Below are 20,930 nucleotides of genomic sequence, written 5' to 3'. Positions count from 1 at the left end.
CCAAGATGCCCGCGGCACGCCAGCGGGCGGCGGCGGCCGTCAGGAGCAGGCCGCAGGCGCGCGGAAAGACCGGGCTCAAGGCCGAGTCGGCCACCACCCTGCCTGCGGGCAACGGCGCGCTGCTGCTGCTCGCCGTGCTGGCCGTGCCATGCGTGGTGACCTCGGTGATCTGGCCGATCGCCTCCATCGCCATCACCACGGTGTTCGTGGTGCTGACCCGGACGCTCTGGATGAGCCACTGGCTGGTCAGGAAACGTAGCTCGCGGCGCACGCGGGTGGCGCTGCGCGTGCTGCTCTTCCCGTTCACCCTGGTGGGAGCGGGCGCAACCGCCGCCGTGTGGCCGGGCGTGCCCGTCACGCTGGCCGCGGGTGGCGCGCTCTGGGTGACCGGCGGGGGAGTGATCGACTCCGGCTGGTGGCAGCAGCCCGCGCCCGTGACAGTGGCGGGCGTGGTGTTCGGGATGTTGTGCGGCGGTTTCGCCGGGCGTGAGATCGAGCGGATCGGGCATCGGCTGCCCGACCTCCGCCGGGAAGGCCTGCGCGCACTGGCCGTGCTGGGCGGGTTCGTCGCCTTGTGCGCGGCCGCCGTGCGCGCCATCGCCCTCTTGCTCTGACGCCCTGCTGCTCTGACGCCCTGCTGCTCTGACGCCCTGCTGCTCTGTCGCCTTGCTGCTCGGACTCGCCGCCGGTCGCGCAGCGAGCCACGAGCTCTGACCCGTCGCCTCTCCACGGCAGCACGTGGCTCTGACCCGCCGGCGCTGGTTGCCGATCGCGGCGCGTCTTCGCGGCCGATCAAACTGATCGGCCGCGAACGGCGGTGCGGCCGGTCAGCCCTGGCCGCCGTCGCGGCGCGAGAAGCGGTTGAAGATGCGCTCGCCCGCGTTCACCGCGCCCTCGGCCACGTCGCGCAGAACGCCGATGAACGGGTCCTGCGACTGTGACCAGGACGCGCGGTAGGACTCGGCCGCCGCCTTGATCTCGTCGGTCACTCGTGCGTTGGAGTCGTCCTCCCTGCGTGGGTAATCCCCGCCCAGGATGCGGTCGTAGTCGCCGCTGCGCTGCCACTTGTCCAGCTCGGCGACGCGCACCACGGCGAACGGGTGGGTGGTGCCGAGCAGGTTGAGCACCTTGAGGAATCCGTCGCGAAGGTCGCCCGCGGTGTCGTATTCCTGGTACTGCTCCAGGAACGCCTCGATGTTCATCTCGTGGGTGTAGTCGCCGCCGGCGAGCTTCATCAGCGCGCGCTTGGCCGCCTCGGGGTCCTGCCCGACGAGCAGGCCGCCGCGGTCGGACGAGAGCTCGGACTTGCGGTACCACTCCTCCAGGCCCGCGACGATCGCGCGCAGGCCGATGTAGCCGAGCGGGATCCAGGCTACGCGGGTGGCGAGGCGGGTCAGGATGTCGAGCATCGTCCGGTAGACCGCGTGCCCCGACAGGATGTGCGAGGTCTCGTGGCCGATGACGAAGCGCTGCTCCTCCTCGTTCATGAGGTTGAGCAGACCGGTGGTCACGACGATGAACGGGTCATCGAAGCCGATGGCCTTGGCCTGGACCTGTGGATCCTGCTGGATGTAGATCTCGGGGATCCGGTGCAGATCGAGGGTGTAGGCGGCGTCGCGGCCCATGTCGTAGATGGAGCGGAACTGGGTCTCGCTCACGCGCACGGCCGACGCCAGGTACATCAGGCGCAACCGGCGCTCACTGATGAGGCCGGACATCTGCTTGAGAACCGTGTCGAACCCACTCAACTTGCGCAGAGCGACCAGGGCGGACCGGTCTGCGGGGTGTTCGTAGGCTCGGGACGAGATGCCGGGCAGTTGGACGCGGTTGCGGTCCGGGGTGGTCGTCATGCCCGGCATGCTACGTCCGCAGCCGAAGTGATGCGCGGTCATCACCAAGGGGGGTGCCATCATGTTGTTGTACGACGTCCGCGTAAGGTCCGTTTCATGATGAATGCGCCTGGTGTGCAGGGAATGAGGCGAGTTGGAGTGATGGGTGGGACGTTTGATCCCATCCACCATGGGCACCTGGTGGCTGCCAGCGAGGTGGCCCATCACTTCGACTTGGACGAAGTCGTCTTCGTGCCAACTGGACGGCCGTATCAGAAGTCGGAGCGCGAGGTGTCGGCGGCGGAGGACCGCTACCTGATGACGGTCATCGCGACCGCGTCCAATCCGCGCTTTTCGGTGAGCCGGGTGGACGTGGATCGGCCTGGGCCGACCTTTACCATCGATACTTTGCGCGATATTTCGGAAATTTATGGTCCTGAGGTTGACCTGTACTTCATCACCGGCGCCGACGCCCTCGGCGCCATCCTGGACTGGCAGAACGCGGACGAGCTGTTCGAACTGGCGCATTTCGTCGGCTGCACCCGCCCGGGGCACACGCTGCACGATCCCGGGCTGCCGGCGGGCCGGGTGACTTTGCTGGAAATTCCCGCGTTGGCCATCTCGTCGTCCGAGTGCCGGCAACGCGTGGCTAAGGGAGAGCCGATTTGGTATTTGGTGCCCGACGGCATCGTCCAGTACATCAACAAGCGGAGGCTGTACTACGGCGAGGGATGAAGGGCCGTCGTGCCGGGGGCGCGCATTGGATGTCGCGCCATAGGTGAGGGGTTTCGGCCTGGAAGGGTACCCTCAACATATGGGCATGCTGCCGACACAGGAGGACAGACCCGCATCGTGACCGCATCTGACAGATCCGTCCAGCTCGTGCGCATCGCCGCGGAGGCCGCGGCCGACAAGCTGGCCGATGACATCCTCGCATACGACGTGAGCGATCAGCTCGTCATCACCGACGCCTTCCTGCTCTGCTCCGCCACCAACGACCGTCAGGTCCGAGCCATCGTCGACGAGATCGAGGAGCGGCTGCGTACCGAGGCGGACGTCAAGCCCGTGCGCCGGGAGGGCGAGCGCGAGGGCCGCTGGGTGCTGCTCGACTTCATCGACATCGTCGTGCACGTCCAGCACGAGGAAGACCGTACGTTCTACGCGCTCGAGCGCCTGTGGAAGGACTGCCCGGCCATCTCGCTGCCGGAGAGCGTCATGCAGGCCAACCTCCAGCGGGCGCGCGCGTGACCAAACTGGTATCTCTCACCTCGGTTCCCAGGCGTTCCCGTGAGGCATCCGCATGAGCAGGCGGATCGTCTGTCTGCGGCACGGGCAGACTCTGTGGAATGTCGAGCAGCGATTCCAGGGGCATTCCGACATCCCCCTCGACGAGACCGGCGTGGCGCAGGCCGCCAGGGCCGCGTCGCTGCTCGCCTCGTTGCGGCCCACCCTGATCGTCTCCTCCGACCTGCAGCGCGCCAACGACACCGCGCTGGCGCTCGCACGCGTCGTGGGGCTCGACGTGGCGGTGGACAAGGACTTCCGCGAGCGTGGCGGTGGTCAATGGGAGGGGCTGACGCGCGAGGAGATCGCCGCGCGCTGGCCTGAGGAGTACGCGGCCTGGGAGGCGCCGGACGGAGAGCCCGTCGCCGACGTGGCCACCAGAGTGGCCGGTGCCATGCGGCGCTGGGCGGCCAAGCTCGACGACGACGGGCTGCTGGTCATCGCCTCCCACGGAGCGGCGCTTCGGCTCGGGATCTGCGAACTGCTCGGGCTGCCCGAGCCGTTGTGGCCGGCGCTGGGCGGTCTGGGCAACTGCTCCTGGTCCGTGCTGCAGGAGGGCCGAAAGGGGTGGCGGCTGCTCGAGCACAACGCCGGGACCCTGCCGGAGCCCGTCCACAGCGACGACAGGCCGGACGCCGAGGCGTAGGCAAGGACGACGGACCAGACGTCGCGGCGTTTGGGCGAGGACGAGGACGTCAGGCCGGACGCTGCGGCGTGGGCAGGACGTCAGACCCGGCGTTGTGGCTAGGAGGGACGTCGGGTCGGACGTTGTGGCATGGGCGGGACGTCCGGCCGGATGCTGCGGCATGCGCGAGCTCGTACGGCTCGGGGGCCGTACGACCGTCGCCGTGTGCGCTGTTGCCGGGGGTACGGCGCGATTAGGCGAATCGGCGCGGATGGCTATATGCTCTCGGAGCGCCGCAACGGGTGGACTCGGAGCGGTGACCAGGGGCTATAGCGCAGTTGGTAGCGCGCCTCCATGGCATGGAGGAGGTCTGGGGTTCGAATCCCCATAGCTCCACACGATCAGATGGCATCTGCCTCAGCGGGCTGCGTCCGATCTGCGCAGTCATCCGCGTCAGATCAAGATCGCGTCGCTGACCGTTTAGGTCGGATCATGCGAAGGGCGAGGGGCACGACCGCCTGGCCGGCTGCGGCCTTGGCGATGTTCCCTGGCATCCGGCCGAAGATCAGCCCATGAATCGGCGTGCTGGCCCACCAGTACAGGTGGCCCAGGAGGCCATGGGGATGGAAGATCGCCCGCTGCCCGTACACGGTCCTTCCGTTCTGCTCCTGGCAGGTCAGCTCCAGCCACGCCAGCCCCGGCAGCCGCATCTCGGCGCGCAGCCGCAGCAGACGACCCGGCACGATCTCCTCCACCCGCCAGAAGTCCAGCGCGTCGCCGACCCGCAGTCGGCGGGGATCGCGTCGCCCCCTGCGCAGGCCGACGCCCCCGGCCAGAGAGTCGAGAAAGCCACGGAACCGCCAGGCGACCGGCAGTGAGTACCAGCCGTTGTCCCCGCCGATGCCCTCGATCACCCGCCACAGCTCGCGGGGCGGTGCCTCCACGGTCCGGCGCCGCTCGTCCACGTACAGCACCCCGCCGGCCCAGCCGGGGTCGGTCGGCAGCGGGTCGCTTGGAGCGCCGGGGATCGACGCCGACGTCCACCGGGTGGCGACGTCGGCGTTCTTGATCCGGCGTAGCGCCAGATCCACGGCGTGCTCGAACCCGACCAGCCCCTCCGACGGGTCCGGGATGTAACGGGCGATGTCGTGCTCGCGGCAGACCGTCTCATTGCGGAGCGACTCCACCAGGGGACGCGCCACGCGGGCCGGCACAGGGGTGACCAGCCCCACCCAGTAGCTCGACAACCGCGGCGTCAGCACCGGCACCGGGATGATCCACCGGCGCGCCAGATCCGCCACCGCGGCATACCCTCGCATCATGTCCGCGTACGTCAGGATGTCCGGGCCCCCGATATCGAACTCCCGATGCGCCTCCTGCGGCAGCTCGGCGGTCCTCAACAGGTAGCGCAGCACGTCGCGGATCGCGATCGGCTGGGTCCGGGTGCGTACCCAGGTAGGTGTGGTCATGACAGGCAGTCGTTCGGTCAGGTAACGGAGCATCTCGAACGACGCCGACCCCGAGCCGATGACCACGGCCGCCCGCAGCACCGCCGTAGGGACGCCGGAATCCAGCAGGATCCGCGCCACCTCCCCCCTCGAACGCAGATGCGGCGAGGCGTCGCTCCCTGGGGCGAGGCCACCGAGATAGACGATGCGGCGCACGCCCGCCTTGCGGGCCGCGGCGGCGAACGTCAAAGCCGCCGCACGATCTTTTGCGGCGAAGTCGCGTCCCGAGCCCATCGTGTGGATCAGGTAGTAGGCGACGTCAATTCCTTCCAGCGCCGCCTCTGTCCGCACCGGATCCGTCGCATCGGCCTCACTGATCTCCACACGGTTGCGCCAGGGATGGTCGCGCAGCCGGCCGGGGGCGCGCGCCATGCAGCGCACCGCGTAGTCAGCCTCGAGCAACTCCGGCACCAGCCTGCTCCCGATGTAGCCGGTCGCCCCGGTCACCAGACATCGCATCATCCGCATTCCCCGAGTTCCGTGCGGTCATCACCGGTTGCGCCGCCACAGCGCGGCGTTCACCGCGGTGGCGAACAACGTCCATCCTGCGTACGGCACCCGCGCCGGCCCCGCCCGGCGATCGGCACGCGACGACCGCGGGGTGAGCAGCAGGGTGGAGGCGTTGAGGGGCAGGGCGGGCCTCGGCGAGGCGCGTCTGCGCGACGGCCGTGGTCGCGGCACATGTCCGCCGGAGGCGATCGGCAAATACCGCGGCGTCCAGACCAGGGCGAACGCTTGCCGTGGCGGCCGCCACCAGGGCTCGTCCAGCCTCCGGCGCCGTGGCGCGTCGGGGTCGGCAGCCCAGCCGCCGGTGAGCGCGGCGGTGCAGACCGCCAGGGCCGTCTTCACGAACGTCGTCATCATGGTCTGGTCCTGTTCACCCCGGATCGGGTGCTGTTCGCTGGGATTGTCTGGCTTCGCTGGCGAAGCCACTCAAAAGGGCACGGCACATGCGCCAGAGACAGATCCGCATGCCTCTATGAACGACGGCGGCACGCTGTCCGCTGCGCCTCTTCCCTTCATGGCAGTGGGCGGCGGAAAAGGTCAACCCTGCCTGGAGCGCGAGGCGCCCAAGAAACGGTCAAATCGGGCGTGGGCGCAGGCTCGGGGTGGAACATACCGGGTCGATGGACACCGTGATCGTGCTGTTCACCAGGGACCTCCGCGTGCACGACCACCCGGCCCTGACGGCCGCGTGCGAGCGCGGTGGCCACGTCGTGCCGCTGTTCGTACTGGATCCAGCGGTGCCGGCGGGCTGCCGGACCGGGTTCCTGCTCGACTGCCTGGCCGACCTGCGCGCCTCCCTCCGCGCCCGGCAAGGCGACCTGCTGGTGCGGCACGGCGATGTGGTGGCCGAGACGATGCGGCTGGCCCGCCAGCTGGAGGCCGACGCCATCTACGCCAGCGCCGAGGTCAGCCGGCTTGGCCGCAGCCGGGAGTCCCGCTTCGCTGCGGAACGCATCGACTTCCGCGCCTTCCCAGGCCTGACGGTCGTGCCTCCTGGCGCACTGCGTCCTTCCGGCGGCGGCGACCATTACCGCGTCTTCACCCCCTACTGGCGGACATGGTCAAGTCGGCCACACCGTCCTGTCCTCCCCGCGCCGGCCCGTGTCCCGCTGCCATCAGGCCAGACCCCCGGAGACCTGCCCGCCCACCCGCCGCACCCCGCCCTCACCGGCGGCGAGTCAGCCGCCCGCGCCCGCCTGCGGCGGTGGCTGCCCCACGGGCTGGACGGCTACGCCGCCGGCCGCGACGACCTGGCGGGCGATCACACCTCACGGTTGAGCCCGTACCTGCGGCTGGGATGCCTGTCCCCGCTGGAACTGGCCCATCTGGCCGGCGGCCGACAGGAGTTCGTCCGGCAGCTTTGCTGGCGCGACTTCTTCCACCAGGTGACCCTGGCGTTCCCGCGGATCAACCGCGACGACTATCGGCCACGTTCCAGGCGCTGGCGGGACGACCCGCATGCGGTGGACGCCTGGAAGGCGGGCATGACCGGCGTCCCCATCGTGGACGCGGGCATGCGCCAGCTCCTGGCCGAGGGGTGGATGCACAACCGGGCACGCATGATCGTCGCCGACTACCTCGTCCACCACCTGGGTATGGACTGGCGGATTGGCGCCCGGCACTTCTTCGAACTGCTGCTGGACGGCGACGTGGCCGACAACTTCGGCAACTGGCAGTGGGTCGCCGGCACCGGCAACACCACCCGCCCCGGCCGCCGGCTCAACCCCGTCCGCCAGGCCGCCCGCTTCGACCCCCACGCCGATTACATTCGCAGGTACGTCCCCGAACTGGCCGATCTGCCCGCGTCTGCCGCTCGCGAGCCGTGGCGTCTGCCCACGCAGGTTCCTAGCTATCCCGCCCCCCTCGCCGTCCCCCCGTGAACCCATCCGGGCGCCGCACGCCCGGTCAGCCTGTCGCATGTTCAGCTCCGCCAGGCGGCGCAGCGACTAACGCAGCACGGCCGTGCTGACTGGTCCGCCGGCCAGGCCGGCCCCTCGGTCGAGTGGTTGTGGGCTATTTGGCAGAGCGCCTACGTGAGATCGTGGGCGTGCTGGCCTGGGAGTGCCCCGGTCCAGCCGCCCGGTCGAGTGGTCGTGGCCTATCCGGTGGGCGCCCACGCGGGATCGCGAACGTGCCAGCCTGGGAGTCCCCGGTTTTGCGGCTGCGGGCCCATCGGGAGACGCTCGAGTGCATCAGGGCGTTCGTCAGGGAGCCGCCGCATCGATTTGCGGGTGTGCTGCGCGCACGTCTGAGGGCAGCGGCGCGGTGCCCCCGGCATCGGCCGAGCCGGTGCTGAAGCGCGGGGCGGTCGATTACGGTGCGCGTGGTTGGTCAACGGCCCTTTTCGTACACGAGGAGGCCGCGGGACAGGTGGAGCGGGACCATGATGAGCTCGATCACCAGGGCCTTCCAGGCGTAGTACAGGTTGACGGCCTTGTTCAGGTAGACGAACGGGAGGTTGAAGAGGACCTGGCGGACGGGGAGGCGGCGGCGTTTGGCCGCGTACAGGAGGGCGGGGATGGTCAGGAGGAGCTCGCCGCCCGCCCACCACGCCAGCGTGCCGGTCACCGGCTGGTGCATGGCCAGCATGAGGATCAGCGGGGTGGTCCACCATAGCGGGGCCAGGAGGATCTCCAGGAGGGCCACGATGATCCAGGTCGCCAGCATGGGCTTGCGGGTGAGCAGGCGGGGGAGGTGGAGGCGGACGTTCTGCATGAATCCCGCCATCCAGCGCCACACCTGCTTCCGGAGGTAGGCGAGGGTTTCGGGGTCGGCGGCCCAGGCCATGGCGTCGGGTACGTAGACCGCCTTGCGGCCTTCGATCTGCTGGCTCCAGGTGAAGTCCATGTCTTCGACGATCGTGCGTTCGGGGAAGCCGCCGAACGCGGTCAGGGTCGTGCGCCGGAACACGGAGCAGCAGCCCGAGCAGACCATGGGGCTGTTGGCGAGTTGCTGGATCGGGCGGTGCCAGTGGAAGCCGAAGAGGTATTCGGTCGATCTGCCACGCTCCCATGGGGTGCGGGCGAAGCGGGTTTGCACGTTGCCGGCGGCCACGCCCACGGCCGGGTCGTCGAAGACGGGCTTGATGCGCTCGATGTAGTCGGGGGCCAGAACGGTGTCGGCGTCGACGGCCAGGACCAGGTCCGTGTCGCAGTGGGGGAGCGCGTGGTTTTGCGCCTTGGCCTTGCTGCCGAGGTTGCGGGGTGGGCGCAGGATCGTGACGCCGTAGGCCGCGGCCAGCTCGCCAGTGCGGTCGGTGGAGCCGTCGTCCACCACGATGATCTTTTCGGGTGGGACCGACTGGGCTTGGATGGAGCGGAGCGTGGCCGGGAGCCCGGCTTCCTCGTTGTGTGCGGGAACGATGACCGTGAGGGTCGTCCGGGTCACCTGCGCCTCCTCAACTTGAGTGCGACCAGGGTCACCAGGCCGACCGTGGCGTAGATGATCACGCTGAATCCGAGTGTGGGCGGGCCTCCGGGCATCCTGCGGTTCCCTTCTGAGTGGGTGGATCGGGCGATGTGGGAACGAGGATGCCTGGTGGGGTGGGGGCGTGGAGCGTTGGAATCCGGTTCTGGGGATGGAGGGGTGGGGTCCGGTTCCGCCTGTGGACAACGTCCCTCCGCGACATCGCACTGAGCGCCTCCGCCGCGGTCTCCCTGCGCTGCGGTCCTCCGCCGCGGCGGCCATGCACCCTGCTACGGCGTGCGCCGTGGTGTCGGCGTGCGCGCTGGGACTGGCTGAACTGTGGTGCCTGACGTGGGCTGTGGTCACCGGACGTCGGCTGTGGTGCGGAGCGTGGGCTGTGGGTTCGTGGCGTGGCGTGGGCTTTGGTCCCGGGCGTGGGTTGTGCTACCGGCCGTGCGACGTGGTGCCGGCGTGGGATGTGCTGCCGGGCGTTGTTGTGCTGCGGCGGGCGACCTGATCCGTGCGCCTGGGCTGCGCGCCTGTGCCGCGCCGTCCCTGCGCCCCGGGGAGGCAAGGCGGTGGCGCCAAGGGGTTCGTACCCCTTGGCCTTCCGCCAAAGGCGACGGCGGCCAAGGAACTCCTTGGCCGCCGCCAGGTGCTATCTCAGGGCGTAGGCCCGGTTGATGGTCTGGGTGGTCGAGCCGCCCGCCGTGTCCGACGCCGTGACCCGCAGCGACACGAACCCGCTGGTCTGCGCCAGCGCGGGATGCGCCACCTCGACCCGGAAGCGCCCGTCGCCCCGCTTCTTGACCCGGGTCGCGTCCTGCCAGGTCACCCCGTCATCGACCGAGTACTCCACCCGCACCCGATCCACGACAGGCGCCCGCCGCACGCTCGAGTGCGCCCCCGCCCGCAGGTCGAACGTGAACGCCTCCCCGGCAGGGGCCCGGTTCAGCAGGTCGAGCGGCAGGTCGTACCTGATCAGGACAGCGGGCTGGAACGCGCACCCGGCCCCGAACGAGCACGAATACCCCCGAGGCGCCCCGGAGGACGGCGGCGGGGAGGAGGTGAACTGGGAGGTCGTAGTCACCGTCCGGGAGAGGGTACGCCCGGGGGTGTCCACGGCCTCCACCCGGTACGCGCCGGATGCCCCGGGCACCGTGAAGTAGCGAGGCCGCCACCCTTGCGCGGCCACCTCCTGACCCCCCACGAACAGCCGCGGCTTCGAGGTGACATGGCTCAGGTCGGTGTAATGCCGGGGATCGGAGTCCAGCCACTGCTCGAAGGGCACGAAACGGTCGGAGTCGCGGCACAGCGCGCACGGCACGGACACCGGATACCCCGAGGGCACGTCGGCGGCCCCCGGCACCAGCGGTGCCTTGAACCACTGCTCGGAAACCCGCCGGTCGTCCCGCGTGAACCGGTCGTCGGAGTGCAGGATCAGACTGGAGTTCGTGATCGTGCGCGACCACACCACGTCATCGGAGACGGGCCCGAAATACTCGGTACGGGTGAGCGGCATCCGCAACGGCTCGCCGTACGTCAGGCGCCCCGGCTCCTCGCCGGCCGTCGACTCGCCGAACTCCCAGCCGCTGGTGTCCGGTTTGTCGGCATGGTAGGCGGCGTTGATCCGTACCAGGTCGCTCATGTCGACCTTGGCGGGCCGTGAAGGCACCCGCCCGCGCGAGTCGAAGCGGAGGTGGTAGACCGCCCCCGGCCCCGTGTACGGCTCCAGCCGCAGCGACACCGGTCCCGCGGCCAGTGCGGACCGCACAGAGCGCCCCTCGGCGGCGCTCAACCCCATCTGCAGGAACGAGCCCAGGGGCACCCGCGCCCGCCCGCCGTCGACGTCGAGGAAGGCCAGAACACCCGCCGCGCCACGCAGGGAGGCCTCGCGGCTGGCGTCGTCCATCTGGACGCCCGCGTTGACGTAGCCGCCCTCGACCGGGATCCCGACCAAGACGACCTTCCCGGAGACGTCCACACCCGAAAAGTCCTCAGGTCTACCCCTTCCAACCGAAATAATGGGATAAGTCGTGGCGGACGTCAGCCGGCGCATGCCCTCCATGTCGTACGCGGGATGCAAGGCCAGAGAGCCCGCGGTGGCCGAGGTGAGCACCGGAGCTTCCAGATTCCACTGGTGCGACAGCCGCACCTTGCCCGTCTTCACCGAGGACACCGGCGTGACGAACAGCTGCTGCCCGCCAAGGACTCCGGTCCACAGCGAGACCGGCTTGGTACGGTCGGTGAAAGTGCGCACGTAGTAGGCGCTCCCGCCTCCGTCCAGCGTCTTCGGCGTGTCGGGCCTGATCGGCGCCGTCTTGCTCGCGTCCAGGGTGACCGTCTTGTCCCCGTCGAGCCGGACGTTCTCGATCACCCAGCTCGTCCGGTTGCTGATCCGGATCTCGTTGGCGACGCCCATCACCTCGTAGTCCCCGTCGGGGAGGTAGAACTCACCGTTGCCCGAATAGTCCGTGTGCAGAAAGTAGTACCCGTACGGGTTGAACGGGTCCTCGGGGCTGTTCGTCCGCTTCAGCGGAACCGCGTACACGATGGGCTCGGCCTGGTAACCGGGGAAGAACTCCTTGGTCCCGTACGAGTTGACCAGCGACACCCCGAGCCGGTGCGTGGCGGGGCCGGTGTAGTAGCTGAACGGCGTCACCAGTCGCACGTCACCGGAGCTCGCCGTCACCCAGCCGCCATAGGCGCCGATCGGCCCGGCCGAAGGGTCGACGGTGAGGGAGACGGTGGCGGTGCCGTTCGCGGGCACGGTGACGCTCTGCGCGCCCAGCTTGATCGCATTGTCCGGGGCGGGCTTGCCGCTCCAGCCACGCGTGACGAGCGAGACGGCCAGCGTGACCGGCTCCGTGCCGATGTTCCGGTACGTGACCTGCTTCGTGGCGGACTTGCCGAGGAGCCGGAAGTCGACCACGGAGCTGGCGAACACGCTCTGGGTGACCGCGCGAGCCACGTCCACCCGGCCGCTGCCCTGCTCGAACCAGTTGTGCCCGTCGTTGCGCTGCGCCGTCGAGGTCAGCGCGTCACGGAGCTCACCGGCCTGCCAGCCGGGGTGCTGCTGGGCCAGGATCGCCGCCGCTCCCGCCACGTGCGGGGTCGCCATGGAGGTGCCGCTGAACGCCGTGTACTTGTCGTCGCCGGGAATGCCGGGCAGCGAGGAGTCGGCCGAGCGGGCGGCCACGATGTTCACGCCGGGGGCGACGATGTTCGGCTTGACCGCGGCGTCGTCCAGCCGTGGGCCCTTGCTGGAGAAGTCGGCCAGCGTCGTGCCCGTCTCCTTGTCCACCGCGCCCACGGCCAGCGCCTCGTCGGCCGCCGCGGGAACGCTCACCGTGAGCGGGTCCGACTCGTTGCCCGCCGCCGTCACGAACAACGTCCCGTACTTCTTGGTGAGCTCGTTCAGCGCCTGACTCATCGGATCGGTGCCGTTGCCGCAGCAGGAGCCCAGGCTCATGTTCACCACATCGGCGCCCTGCGCGGCGGCCCACTCCATGCCGGCGATGGCCCACGACCAGTCGCCCAGGCCGTTGTCCGCGAGCACCTTCCCGACCATCAGCGACGCGGCGGGCGCCACTCCCTTGTACGTCGAGCCCGCGCCCGCGATCGTCGAGGCGACATGCGTGCCGTGCCCCACCTTGTCGGCGATGCCGGCGGAGCTGGAGAAGTTCTCGGTGGCGACGATGCGTCCGGCGAAGTCCGGATGGCCGGCGTCGATCCCGGTGTCGAGAACGGCGACCTTGACTCCCTTGCCGTCGAACCCACGCTCCCATCCGGTGGGTGCGCCGATGAGCGGCACGCTCTTGTCGAGTGACGCCTTCGTCTTGCGGTCCAGCCAGATCTTGGCGATCCCGCCGCCGCGCAGCTTGTTACCGGTACGGAGCCCGGCCCAGAAGTCGTCCGCCTGCTCGGCGCGTACCGTGATCGCGGCGCCGTTGACGCTGTCGAGCACCCGCACGTTCTCGCCGGCCGGCAGGGCCCGGGCCGCGCTCGCGAGCGCGGACGGTGCCGGGTCGCCCTGGTAGGTGACGAGCAGCGGGATCGCCTCGACGCGCTGGTCCTGTGCCAGCGTCTCGACGTCGAACAGCTCCTCGTCCAGGGTCCCGGCGGCGACCAAGGAGGCTGCGTCGGAGGGCAGGACGAGGTAGCCGCCGTCCTTGCCGGGCAGCGTGGCGAACGTGACGGCGGCGCCGTCCGGCCGGGGCGCCGGCTTGATGGCGACAGAGGGGACGCCGCCCTGCGACGGCGCGTACTCGACGACGTCGCCGGTGATGAGGGTGAGGGTGACACGGGCCGGCTGGGTCTCAGCGGGCTCGGTGGCCGCGGATGCCGCCTGGTGGGGTGGCACGACAACGGCGGCGAGTACGAGCGCCGAGCCCGATAACACCGCCGATAACCGCGTGTGAAATTTGGACAAGGTGTGCCCTTTCGGTCATAACAGGAGCGCCTTCGGGAGCGCTCCCAAAATCTCCGGCAGGGCCAGTATCCATCAAATGATCAAACCGATAAGGGGTGGGGATGTGGTGGTCTTCAAGGGGAGGCGCAAATACTTGAAGGGCACCCGCTCGCTGGAGCGGGTGCCGGAATTTATGGAGAAATATCGGGCTCAGGGGGTTCTGAGCCCGGTCGAGCGGGTCGTCATGTGCAGGTGGCGCCGTTGAGGGTGAAGGCCGCCGGCTTGGAGGTGTTCCCGGTGTGGGTGGCCTGGAAGCCGAACGAGGCGGACGCGCCCGGCGCGATCGTGCCGTTGTAGCTCACGTTCCTGGCCGTGACCTGGCCGCTCGTGGGCGAGATCGTGGCGTTCCACGCGGAGGTGATCGTCTGACCCGCGGGGAGCGTGAAGGCCAGCGCCCATGAGGAGAGCTGGGTGCTGCTGGTGTTCTTGATCGTGACGGCGGACGTGAAGCCGGTGTTCCAGGTGTTCATCGTGTACGTGACCTGACACGCCCCAGCGGGAGGCGTGGGGGTCTGCGGCGGGGTCGGCGTCTGCGTCACGCCGCCGCCCTGGTCAAGGCCGAAGAACGCGATCGCGGCGGCGGCCATGCCGCTCATGGGGAGGCTGTGGCCGACGCCCTGCAGGCTGATCGCCTCGACCGGCGGCATGGTGCCGGTGCTGCCGTACCTGGTCCTGGTCCAGCCGGACTGCGGCTGGTCGGTGCTGCTCGGCGTCTGGCTCAGGCCGTGGACGTTCGTCCACTGCTTGATCTCCTCCTGGAAGTTCGGGTAGCGCAGCGTGGAGTCCTCCGTGCCGTGCCACACCTGCATGCGCGGCCGGGCGCCGGTGTAGCCGGGGTACGCGCCGCGTACAAGGTCGCCCCACTCCTGCGGCGTCTTGATGACCTGGCCGTTGGCGCAGGCGCTGTTCCAGCTCGATCCGTCCGTGGTGGCGAAGCAGCCGAACGGCACGCCCATGAACGCGGCTCCGGCCTTGAAGACGTCGGGATAGTCGCCGAGCAGGACGTTCGTCATCATGCCGCCCGAGGAGGCCCCCGTGACGAAGGTACGGTCGGGGTCGGTGCTGTAGCGCTGCTGGACGTACCTGACCATGGAGATGATGCCGACCGGGTCGCTGCCGCCGTCGTGCCGCAGCGCCTGCGGCGAGGAGACGTCGAAGCAGGAGCCGCTCCTGGTCGCGGACGGATAGATCACGATGAACTTGTACCGGTCGGCCAGCGAGGCGAACTCCGTGCCTGAGTAGAAGGCCGGGCCCGATCCCGTGCAGTAGTGCACGGCCACCAGGAGTGGCGGGCGGGACCCGACGCCGTCCGGGACGTACAGGTGCATGCGCAGGTTGGTCGGGTTCGTGCCGAAGCCGGTCACCTCCGTCAACTGCGCCGACGCGGCCGGTGGCGCCATGATCAGCCCCGCGACGACGAGTGTCACGGCGGCGATCAGGGCACCCGCTATCCGAGCTCTGATGTTCATCGGGTTCCTCTCGTTCGCCTGAAACATTGCGAGTGTGAAGCGAAAGTTTCAGCAGCGCAATCGTCGCTGGTTGATGCCTCTGGTGCGGTGGGGATGACCTGCGGCAGATCGTGGGAAGGAACCTGGCCTCGATGAAAGTTTCGGCGCAGCGTGGCGCAAAAGAAATTTTCTAACTACGGGGCAGGAGAGAAAATTAATTCCCGAATCGTCTTGACCTGGCCCGTTGACGATGGGAAAGCTGTGGCAGGAGAGCCAAAGGTGAAAGGACCCTCATGGTCACAGTCCGCGCCTTCGCGTCCGGCGACGAGGCCTCCCTCGTCGAGGCCTGGAACCGGAGCATGCCAGGCGACCCCACCGTCCCCGGCTGGTTTCGCGACTGCGTGTTGCTCGATCCCAACTTCGATCCCGAGGGCTTACGCGTGGCCGTCTCCGACGGGCGGGTGGTCGGCTGCGCGTACGGAGTCCGCAGGCTGACGCCCCTGGCCCCCGGGACCGACCTGGAGCCGGACACCGGGTGGATCCCGTTCTTCTTCGTCGTCCCCGAGCATCGCGGCGGTGGGCTCGGGAGGCGACTCGTCGGCGAGTCGCTGGCGTTCCTGGAGGGCACCGGGCGAACGAAGGTCGATTTTTCGTCGTATACGCCGAACTATGTGCTCCCGGGCGCGGACGCCGAGCTCTACCCCGACGGCTACCGGCTGCTGACCGGGCTCGGCTTTCAGACCCTCTACTCGCCGGTCGCCATGGACAGGACGCTCGTCGGCTACGTGACGCCCGACGAGGTGCACGAGCTGCGCGCCAAGCGGGAGCAGGAGGGGTACGACTTCCGTAGCCCTGCAGACGGCGAGCTGCCCGAGCTGATCCGCTTCGCGGCCGACGTCTTCAACCCCGACTGGGGCGAGGCGATCCGCCGGCACTGCGACCCCAAGCGCATCGTCATCGCTAAAAAAGATCAAATTGTGGGGTTCGCCCTGTACGCGGCCTACCGTGGCATCCCCGAGCGCTTCGGCCCCTTCGGCGTCGACCCCGAGCAGCGCGGCACCGGCCTGGGCAAGATCCTCCTCCATCTCACCATGACCATGATGCGCGCCGAAGGGCTCCACTCGTCGTGGTTCCTCTGGACCGGCGAGGCCAGCCCGGCCGGCCACCTCTACACCAAGGCGGGCTACGAGATCACCCGGCGGTTCCACGTGATGAGGCGAACGGCATGACCCACGTTCTGGCAATCGGCGCCCACGCGGGCGACCTCGACCTGACGGCGGGCGCGGTGCTCGCCCAGCACGTCCTGCGCGGCGACAAGGCCACGCTCCTCCACCTCACCCTCGGCGAACGCGGCCACCCCCGCATGTCCGTCTCCGACTACGCCAAGCAGAAGCGTGAGGAAGCCGAGACGTTCGCCGGCAAGATCGGAGCGGGCGTGCGCTTCCTCGACTACGAGGACGGCCTGCTGCCCGAGGACGAAGAGGTCAAGATGCGGGTCGGCGACCTCATCAGGGAGCTGCGGCCGGACGTCATCCTGACCCATTGGAGCGCGTCGATCCACAAGGATCACGCTCGTACCCACCGGATCGTCGAGGACGCCCGCTTCTACGGCGGGCTCAAGACGCTCGAACGTGAGCTGCCGGCCTACTGGGCAGGCGAGCTCTACTACGCCGACAACTGGGAGGACGCCGAGGGCTTCGTCCCCGACGTGTTCGTCGAGCTGACGGAGGAGGCGTACGAGATCTGGTCGCAGGCGATCACCGGGTACGCCTACGCCAGAGGCGAGACCTACGGCTTCCCGTACGTCGACTACTACCGCGCGCTGACCATCGTGCGCGGCGCACCAGCCGGATTCGGCCGCGCCCAGGCCTTCGCCGCCCCGAAGGGCTCCCGCGACCTCCGGACGAAATATTTCGGAAAGGCGACCCCCCAATGAAGCACCCCCCAATGAAACGCGTTCTGGCGGTACTCGCCGCCCTGGCCGTCGCCGGCTGCTCGAGCAGCGGGTCCACCGGCAAGAGCAGCAGCGCGAGCGCACCGCCGCTGGTGATCCACGCCATCGACGCGGGCACGTTCCAGGAGGACTTCAACCCGTACCACCTCGAAGGCGTGAACTTCGGCACGAGCGGGATGATCTACGAGACCCTCATGTACTTCAACAAGCTCAAGCCTGGAGAGATCACCCCATGGCTGGCTCTGAAGTACGAATGGTCTGACAAGGGCAAGTCGCTCACGTTCACGCTCCGCCAGGGGGTGAAGTGGACCGACGGGCAGCCGTTCACCGCCGACGACGTGGCCTTCACCTTCCAGATGATGAAGGACCACGCGCAGCTCAACAAGAACGCGCTGGAGATCAAGGACGCGCAGGCGCTGGCTCCGGACAAGGTGCGCATCGACTTCAAGAGCACCTCGTACGCCAAGCTCTACAACATCGCCGGCAGCTCGCCCATCGTGCCCAAGCACCTGTGGGAGAAGCAGCAGGACCCGGTGACGTTCACCAACACCAAGCCGGTCGGCACCGGGCCGTACAAGCTGTCGAGGTTCTCGGCGCAGCTCTACGAGATGGAGAAGAACCCGTCCTACTGGCAGCCGGGCAAGCCGGAGGTGCCGCTGCTGCGGTTCCCCGCGTACACGGCCAATGCCCTGCAGACGGCGCTCCAGCAGGGCGAGGTGGACTGGGCGGGCGCGTTCGTGCCGGACATCGAGAAGATCTTCGTGCAGGGCAAGCCGGAGCAGAACAAGTACTTCTTCCCGCCCGAGGGCGTGGTGAATCTGCTGCCGAACCTGACCAACCCGATCCTGTCGAAGCCCGAGGTACGGCAGGCCATCAGCCTCGCCGTCGACCGGGACAAGATCGTCAAGGTGGCCGAGCGCGGCTATGCCAAGGTCGCGCACCCGACCACCGTGCCGATGCCGGGCGGCGAGGCGTACGTGCCGCCGGAGTACAAGGACGCCGCGTTCAAGGTGGATGTGGAGAAGGCCAAGGAGCTGCTCAAGGGCGTCGACCCGGCCAAGCTGAAGTTCACGCTGCTGGTGCCGTCGCCGTTCACCGACTGGGTGAATGCCGCCCAGCTCATCAGGGAGGACCTCGCCAAGGTCGGCATCACGGTCGAGACCAGGGGCGTGGCCTTCGCGGACTGGGTGTCGAAGGTCGGCAAGGGCGACTACGACCTGTCGATCAGGGGCACCGACTCCGGCCCGACCCCGTACTTCCAGATGCGCACGATGCTCTTCGGCGGCCTGGCCAAGCCCGTCGGTGAGGCCGCGACCGGCAACTACGAGCGGTGGAAGGACACCGAGACCGACCGGCTGATCGACGAGTACGCCGCCACCGACGACCTGGCCGAGCAGCAGAAGGCCACGCAGGGGCTTGGCAAGATCATGGTGGAGAAGCTGCCCACGGTGCCGCTCTTCTACAGCCCGGGGTGGGCGCAGTTCCGGACCAACAAGTACGTCGGATGGCCGTCGGAGCAGGATCCGTACGCGATGCCGTCGCCGTACGACTCGCCCGACGCGGCTGTGGTGCTGCTGCACCTGAAGCCGGCCACCAAGTGAGGTTCCTGGCCCGGCGGCTCGGCTTCTACCTGCTGACCGCCTGGGCCGCCATCACGCTCAACTTCCTGGTCCCCCGGCTCATGCCGGGGGACCCGGTGGAGCTGCTGGTGGCCCGCATGAAAGGCAACGTCGACCCCGCCGCCATCGACGCGATGCGGCGGGCGTTCGGCATCAGCGACGCGAACCTGTGGCAGCAGTACCTGGACTACCTGGGCAATCTCGCACATGGGGAGCTGGGCCGCTCGATCACCTTCTTTCCCACCGAAGTCTCCACGGTCATCGCCGACAGCCTGCCGTGGACGGTCGGGCTCGTCGGCGTCGCCACGCTGATCAGCTACCTGATGGGGACCTCGCTGGGCGTGCTGATGGCGTGGAAGCGGGGCACCTGGCTCGACGGGGTGCTGCCCGCCGCCACGTTCATGCACGCGGTGCCGTACTTCTGGGTGGCGCTGGCGCTCGTGTTCGTCTTCGGGGTGACGCTGCAGTGGTTCCCCGTGTCCAGGGCGTACGGGCTGGACGTGATGCCCGGCTTCACCGGCGAGTTCGCCGGGAGCGTGCTCTACCACGCGGCGCTGCCGGCCGTGACGATCGTGGTCGCCTCCATGGCCGACCGGATCCTCGGCATGCGCAATGTCATGGTGACCACGCTCGGCGAGGACTACGTGGTGATGGCCGAGGCCAAGGGGCTGACGTCGAGGAGGGTCATGTGGGCGTACGCCGCCCGCAACGCGATCCTGCCCAACATCACCAGCTTCGCCCTGTCGCTCGGCTTCGTCGTCGGCGGATCCGTCCTGACCGAGATCGTCTTCTCGTATCCAGGGATCGGGTCGATGCTCCTCAAAGGGGTGGAGAACGAGGACTTCCCGCTCATGCAGGGCATCTTCCTCGTCATCTCGCTGGCCGTGCTCGTCGCCAACTTCCTGGCCGACCTGGCGTACGTGGTGCTCGACCCGCGTACCAGGCAGGAGTCCGAATGAAGATCAAGATCGGTATCGGGATCCTCGCCTTCTTCACGCTGATGGCCGTCTTCGGGCCGCTGCTCATCGGCACCGACCCCGCCGCGACCAGCGAGGACGGCCTCCAGGGCCCGTCGGCCGCGCACTGGCTCGGCACCACGCAGACCGGCCAGGACATCCTCACCCAGATCGTGTACGGCGCCCGCGTCTCGATGGGCGTCGGCCTGCTGTCGGCGGTCATCGCCAACGTGGTCGCGGTCGCCGTCGGCCTGGTCGGCGGCTACCTCGGCGGCGCCGTGGACGAGGTGCTGTCGGTGCTCACCAACATCTTCCTGGTGCTGCCCGCCCTCCCGCTGATCATCGTGCTGGCCGGCTACCTGCCACAGCGCGGCGTCGCGTCCGTGGCCGTGGTGATCGCGGTCACCGGCTGGGCCTGGGGTGCGCGGGTGCTGCGCGCACAGACCCTGTCCGTACGGCGCCGCGACTTCGTCCAGGCCGCGCGGGCGAGCGGTGAGGGGGCGTTCCGGGTCATCTTCTTCGAGATCCTGCCCGTGCTGCTGCCCGTCATCGCCACCAGCTTCCTGGCCACCGTGGTCGCGGCGATCCTGGCCGAGGCGGGGCTGTCGTTCCTCGGCCTGGCCGATCTGTCCACCGTGAGCTGGGGCAGCATGCTCTATTTCGCACAGAACGGGCAGGCGCTGCTGATCGGGGCGTGGTGGTGGTTCATCCCGCCAGGGCTGTGCATCGCGCTCATCGGCACCGGGCTCGCGCTGGTGAACTTCGGCATCGACGAGATCGCCAACCCCCGGTTGCGAACGGTCAAGGTAAAGGCCCGCACATGAACGTTCTGGAGATCCGCGACCTGAGTGTCGACTACCTGTCCGGCAGTGGCGCCGTGCACGCCGTCGCCGACGTCTCGCTCGACCTGCGGCGCGGGGAGATTCTCGGCCTCGCGGGAGAGAGCGGCAGCGGCAAGTCCACGCTGGCCAATGCCGTCGCCCGGCTGCTGCGGCCGCCCGCCGCGATCACCTCTGGCTCGGTCGTCTACCGCCGCCAGGACGGCTCGTCCGTGGACGTGCTCGGGCTCCGCAAAAGGGAGCTGCGGGCCTTCCGCTGGAAGGAGCTGGCCGTCGTCTTCCAGAGCGCCATGAACTCGCTCAACCCGGTCAGCACCGTCGGTGCCCAGATCGACGACGTCCTGCGCATCCACACTCCGGAGACGTCCCGCAAGGACCGCGCGGAGCGGGCCGTCGAGCTGCTGCAACGCGTCGGCATCAGCTCGGACAGGCGGCGCTCGTACCCCCACGAGCTGTCCGGCGGCATGCGGCAGCGCGCGGCCATC

At 69.0% G+C, this 20,930-nt stretch carries 16 protein-coding genes, 1 tRNA gene and 1 pseudogene; 12 read left to right on the top strand and 6 right to left on the bottom strand.

Translation table 11 applies throughout. From position 1 onward, the window contains the following. Positions 1–614 (top strand): annotated as a pseudogene (locus AB0J09_RS27030) (serine/threonine protein kinase); the annotation flags it as partial. A gap of 213 nt (positions 615–827) precedes the next feature. Here AB0J09_RS27030 and AB0J09_RS27025 read toward each other — a convergent pair. Further along, positions 828–1,850 (bottom strand): M48 family metallopeptidase, encoded by a 1,023-nt coding sequence (locus tag AB0J09_RS27025; protein ID WP_360696697.1) that lies wholly within the window; start codon positions 1,848–1,850, stop codon positions 828–830. Positions 1,851–1,946: 96 nt separating this feature from the next. On the opposite strand from AB0J09_RS27025, the gene nadD reads away from it, so the two are divergent. The 4 genes from nadD to AB0J09_RS27005 all read left to right on the top strand — a co-directional run bounded on the left by nadD (position 1,947) and on the right by AB0J09_RS27005 (position 4,134). Then, on the top strand, positions 1,947–2,564 hold the full coding sequence (nadD, locus tag AB0J09_RS27020) for a nicotinate-nucleotide adenylyltransferase (protein ID WP_360696694.1): 618 nt from the start codon (positions 1,947–1,949) through the stop codon (positions 2,562–2,564). Between the two features lie 117 nt (positions 2,565–2,681). Beyond that, the gene (rsfS, locus tag AB0J09_RS27015; protein WP_349451907.1) at positions 2,682–3,077 is read left to right on the top strand and encodes a ribosome silencing factor; all 396 of its coding nucleotides are present in this window, start codon (positions 2,682–2,684) and stop codon (positions 3,075–3,077) included. 52 nt (positions 3,078–3,129) lie between these two features. Beyond that, positions 3,130–3,759, top strand: a complete 630-nt coding sequence (locus AB0J09_RS27010; protein WP_360696690.1) for a histidine phosphatase family protein — start codon at positions 3,130–3,132, stop codon at positions 3,757–3,759. A 302-nt stretch (positions 3,760–4,061) separates the two neighbouring features. After that, a tRNA-Ala gene (locus AB0J09_RS27005) sits at positions 4,062–4,134 on the top strand. A gap of 62 nt (positions 4,135–4,196) precedes the next feature. Here AB0J09_RS27005 and AB0J09_RS27000 read toward each other — a convergent pair. Continuing rightward, the gene (locus tag AB0J09_RS27000) at positions 4,197–5,705 is read right to left on the bottom strand and encodes an SDR family oxidoreductase (RefSeq protein ID WP_360696700.1); all 1,509 of its coding nucleotides are present in this window, start codon (positions 5,703–5,705) and stop codon (positions 4,197–4,199) included. A 30-nt stretch (positions 5,706–5,735) separates the two neighbouring features. Continuing rightward, on the bottom strand, positions 5,736–6,110 hold the full coding sequence (locus AB0J09_RS26995; protein WP_360696687.1) for a TspO/MBR family protein: 375 nt from the start codon (positions 6,108–6,110) through the stop codon (positions 5,736–5,738). 263 nt (positions 6,111–6,373) lie between these two features. On the opposite strand from AB0J09_RS26995, the gene AB0J09_RS26990 reads away from it, so the two are divergent. Further along, entirely contained in the window at positions 6,374–7,633 is a 1,260-nt protein-coding gene (locus AB0J09_RS26990; RefSeq protein WP_360696684.1) for a deoxyribodipyrimidine photo-lyase, read from the top strand. Positions 7,634–8,084: 451 nt separating this feature from the next. Here AB0J09_RS26990 and AB0J09_RS26985 read toward each other — a convergent pair whose 3' ends face one another. The 3 genes from AB0J09_RS26985 to AB0J09_RS26975 form a co-directional block, all read right to left on the bottom strand. Beyond that, on the bottom strand, positions 8,085–9,140 hold the full coding sequence (locus AB0J09_RS26985) for a glycosyltransferase family 2 protein (protein WP_360696681.1): 1,056 nt from the start codon (positions 9,138–9,140) through the stop codon (positions 8,085–8,087). A gap of 676 nt (positions 9,141–9,816) precedes the next feature. Continuing rightward, positions 9,817–13,590, bottom strand: a complete 3,774-nt coding sequence (locus AB0J09_RS26980; protein ID WP_360696678.1) for a S8 family serine peptidase — start codon at positions 13,588–13,590, stop codon at positions 9,817–9,819. A gap of 221 nt (positions 13,591–13,811) precedes the next feature. Then, positions 13,812–15,098 carry a PHB depolymerase family esterase gene (locus AB0J09_RS26975; RefSeq protein ID WP_360696675.1) on the bottom strand — a complete coding sequence of 429 codons (1,287 nt, stop codon included), beginning with the start codon at positions 15,096–15,098 and terminating at the stop codon, positions 13,812–13,814. A gap of 272 nt (positions 15,099–15,370) precedes the next feature. Between AB0J09_RS26975 and AB0J09_RS26970 the strand changes: the two genes are divergently transcribed. The 6 genes from AB0J09_RS26970 to AB0J09_RS26945 form a co-directional block, all read left to right on the top strand. Next, positions 15,371–16,306 carry a GNAT family N-acetyltransferase gene (locus AB0J09_RS26970; protein WP_360696673.1) on the top strand — a complete coding sequence of 312 codons (936 nt, stop codon included), beginning with the start codon at positions 15,371–15,373 and terminating at the stop codon, positions 16,304–16,306. Beyond that, positions 16,303–17,013: a PIG-L family deacetylase gene (locus AB0J09_RS26965; RefSeq protein ID WP_360696670.1), complete on the top strand. Its 711-nt coding sequence runs from the start codon at positions 16,303–16,305 to the stop codon at positions 17,011–17,013. Before AB0J09_RS26970 ends, AB0J09_RS26965 begins: the two co-directional genes overlap by 4 nt. Positions 17,014–17,024: 11 nt before the next feature. Further along, positions 17,025–18,632 carry an ABC transporter substrate-binding protein gene (locus tag AB0J09_RS26960; protein ID WP_360696668.1) on the top strand — a complete coding sequence of 536 codons (1,608 nt, stop codon included), beginning with the start codon at positions 17,025–17,027 and terminating at the stop codon, positions 18,630–18,632. After that, positions 18,629–19,609: an ABC transporter permease gene (locus tag AB0J09_RS26955; RefSeq protein ID WP_360696665.1), complete on the top strand. Its 981-nt coding sequence runs from the start codon at positions 18,629–18,631 to the stop codon at positions 19,607–19,609. The genes AB0J09_RS26960 and AB0J09_RS26955 overlap by 4 nt, the downstream gene beginning before the upstream one ends. Further along, positions 19,606–20,430, top strand: coding sequence for an ABC transporter permease (locus AB0J09_RS26950; protein WP_360696662.1), 825 nt, complete (start codon positions 19,606–19,608; stop codon positions 20,428–20,430). Before AB0J09_RS26955 ends, AB0J09_RS26950 begins: the two co-directional genes overlap by 4 nt. Continuing rightward, positions 20,427–20,930, top strand: a 504-nt coding sequence (locus tag AB0J09_RS26945; RefSeq protein ID WP_360696659.1) for an ATP-binding cassette domain-containing protein, incomplete at its 3' end; no start/stop codon positions are given. The genes AB0J09_RS26950 and AB0J09_RS26945, both read left to right, overlap by 4 nt.

The organism is Nonomuraea sp. NPDC049784 (assembly GCF_040659615.1).
Taxonomy (GTDB): domain Bacteria; phylum Actinomycetota; class Actinomycetes; order Streptosporangiales; family Streptosporangiaceae; genus Nonomuraea.
The sequence above is the reverse complement of the archived record's forward strand: the minus strand, read 5'-3'. Positions and strand labels throughout refer to the sequence as shown.

Coding starts and splice junctions, on each gene's coding strand:
- AB0J09_RS27000 (WP_360696700.1), bottom strand. CDS start 5,705: ATGCGATGTCTGGTGACCGGGGCGACCGGCTACATCGGGAGCAGGCTG.
- AB0J09_RS26970 (WP_360696673.1), top strand. CDS start 15,371: ATGGTCACAGTCCGCGCCTTCGCGTCCGGCGACGAGGCCTCCCTCGTC.
- AB0J09_RS26975 (WP_360696675.1), bottom strand. CDS start 15,098: ATGAACATCAGAGCTCGGATAGCGGGTGCCCTGATCGCCGCCGTGACA.
- AB0J09_RS26950 (WP_360696662.1), top strand. CDS start 19,606: ATGAAGATCAAGATCGGTATCGGGATCCTCGCCTTCTTCACGCTGATG.
- AB0J09_RS27025 (WP_360696697.1), bottom strand. CDS start 1,850: ATGACGACCACCCCGGACCGCAACCGCGTCCAACTGCCCGGCATCTCG.
- nadD (WP_360696694.1), top strand. CDS start 1,947: ATGATGAATGCGCCTGGTGTGCAGGGAATGAGGCGAGTTGGAGTGATG.
- AB0J09_RS26990 (WP_360696684.1), top strand. CDS start 6,374: ATGGACACCGTGATCGTGCTGTTCACCAGGGACCTCCGCGTGCACGAC.
- AB0J09_RS26960 (WP_360696668.1), top strand. CDS start 17,025: ATGAAACGCGTTCTGGCGGTACTCGCCGCCCTGGCCGTCGCCGGCTGC.
- AB0J09_RS27010 (WP_360696690.1), top strand. CDS start 3,130: ATGAGCAGGCGGATCGTCTGTCTGCGGCACGGGCAGACTCTGTGGAAT.
- AB0J09_RS26995 (WP_360696687.1), bottom strand. CDS start 6,110: ATGATGACGACGTTCGTGAAGACGGCCCTGGCGGTCTGCACCGCCGCG.
- AB0J09_RS26965 (WP_360696670.1), top strand. CDS start 16,303: ATGACCCACGTTCTGGCAATCGGCGCCCACGCGGGCGACCTCGACCTG.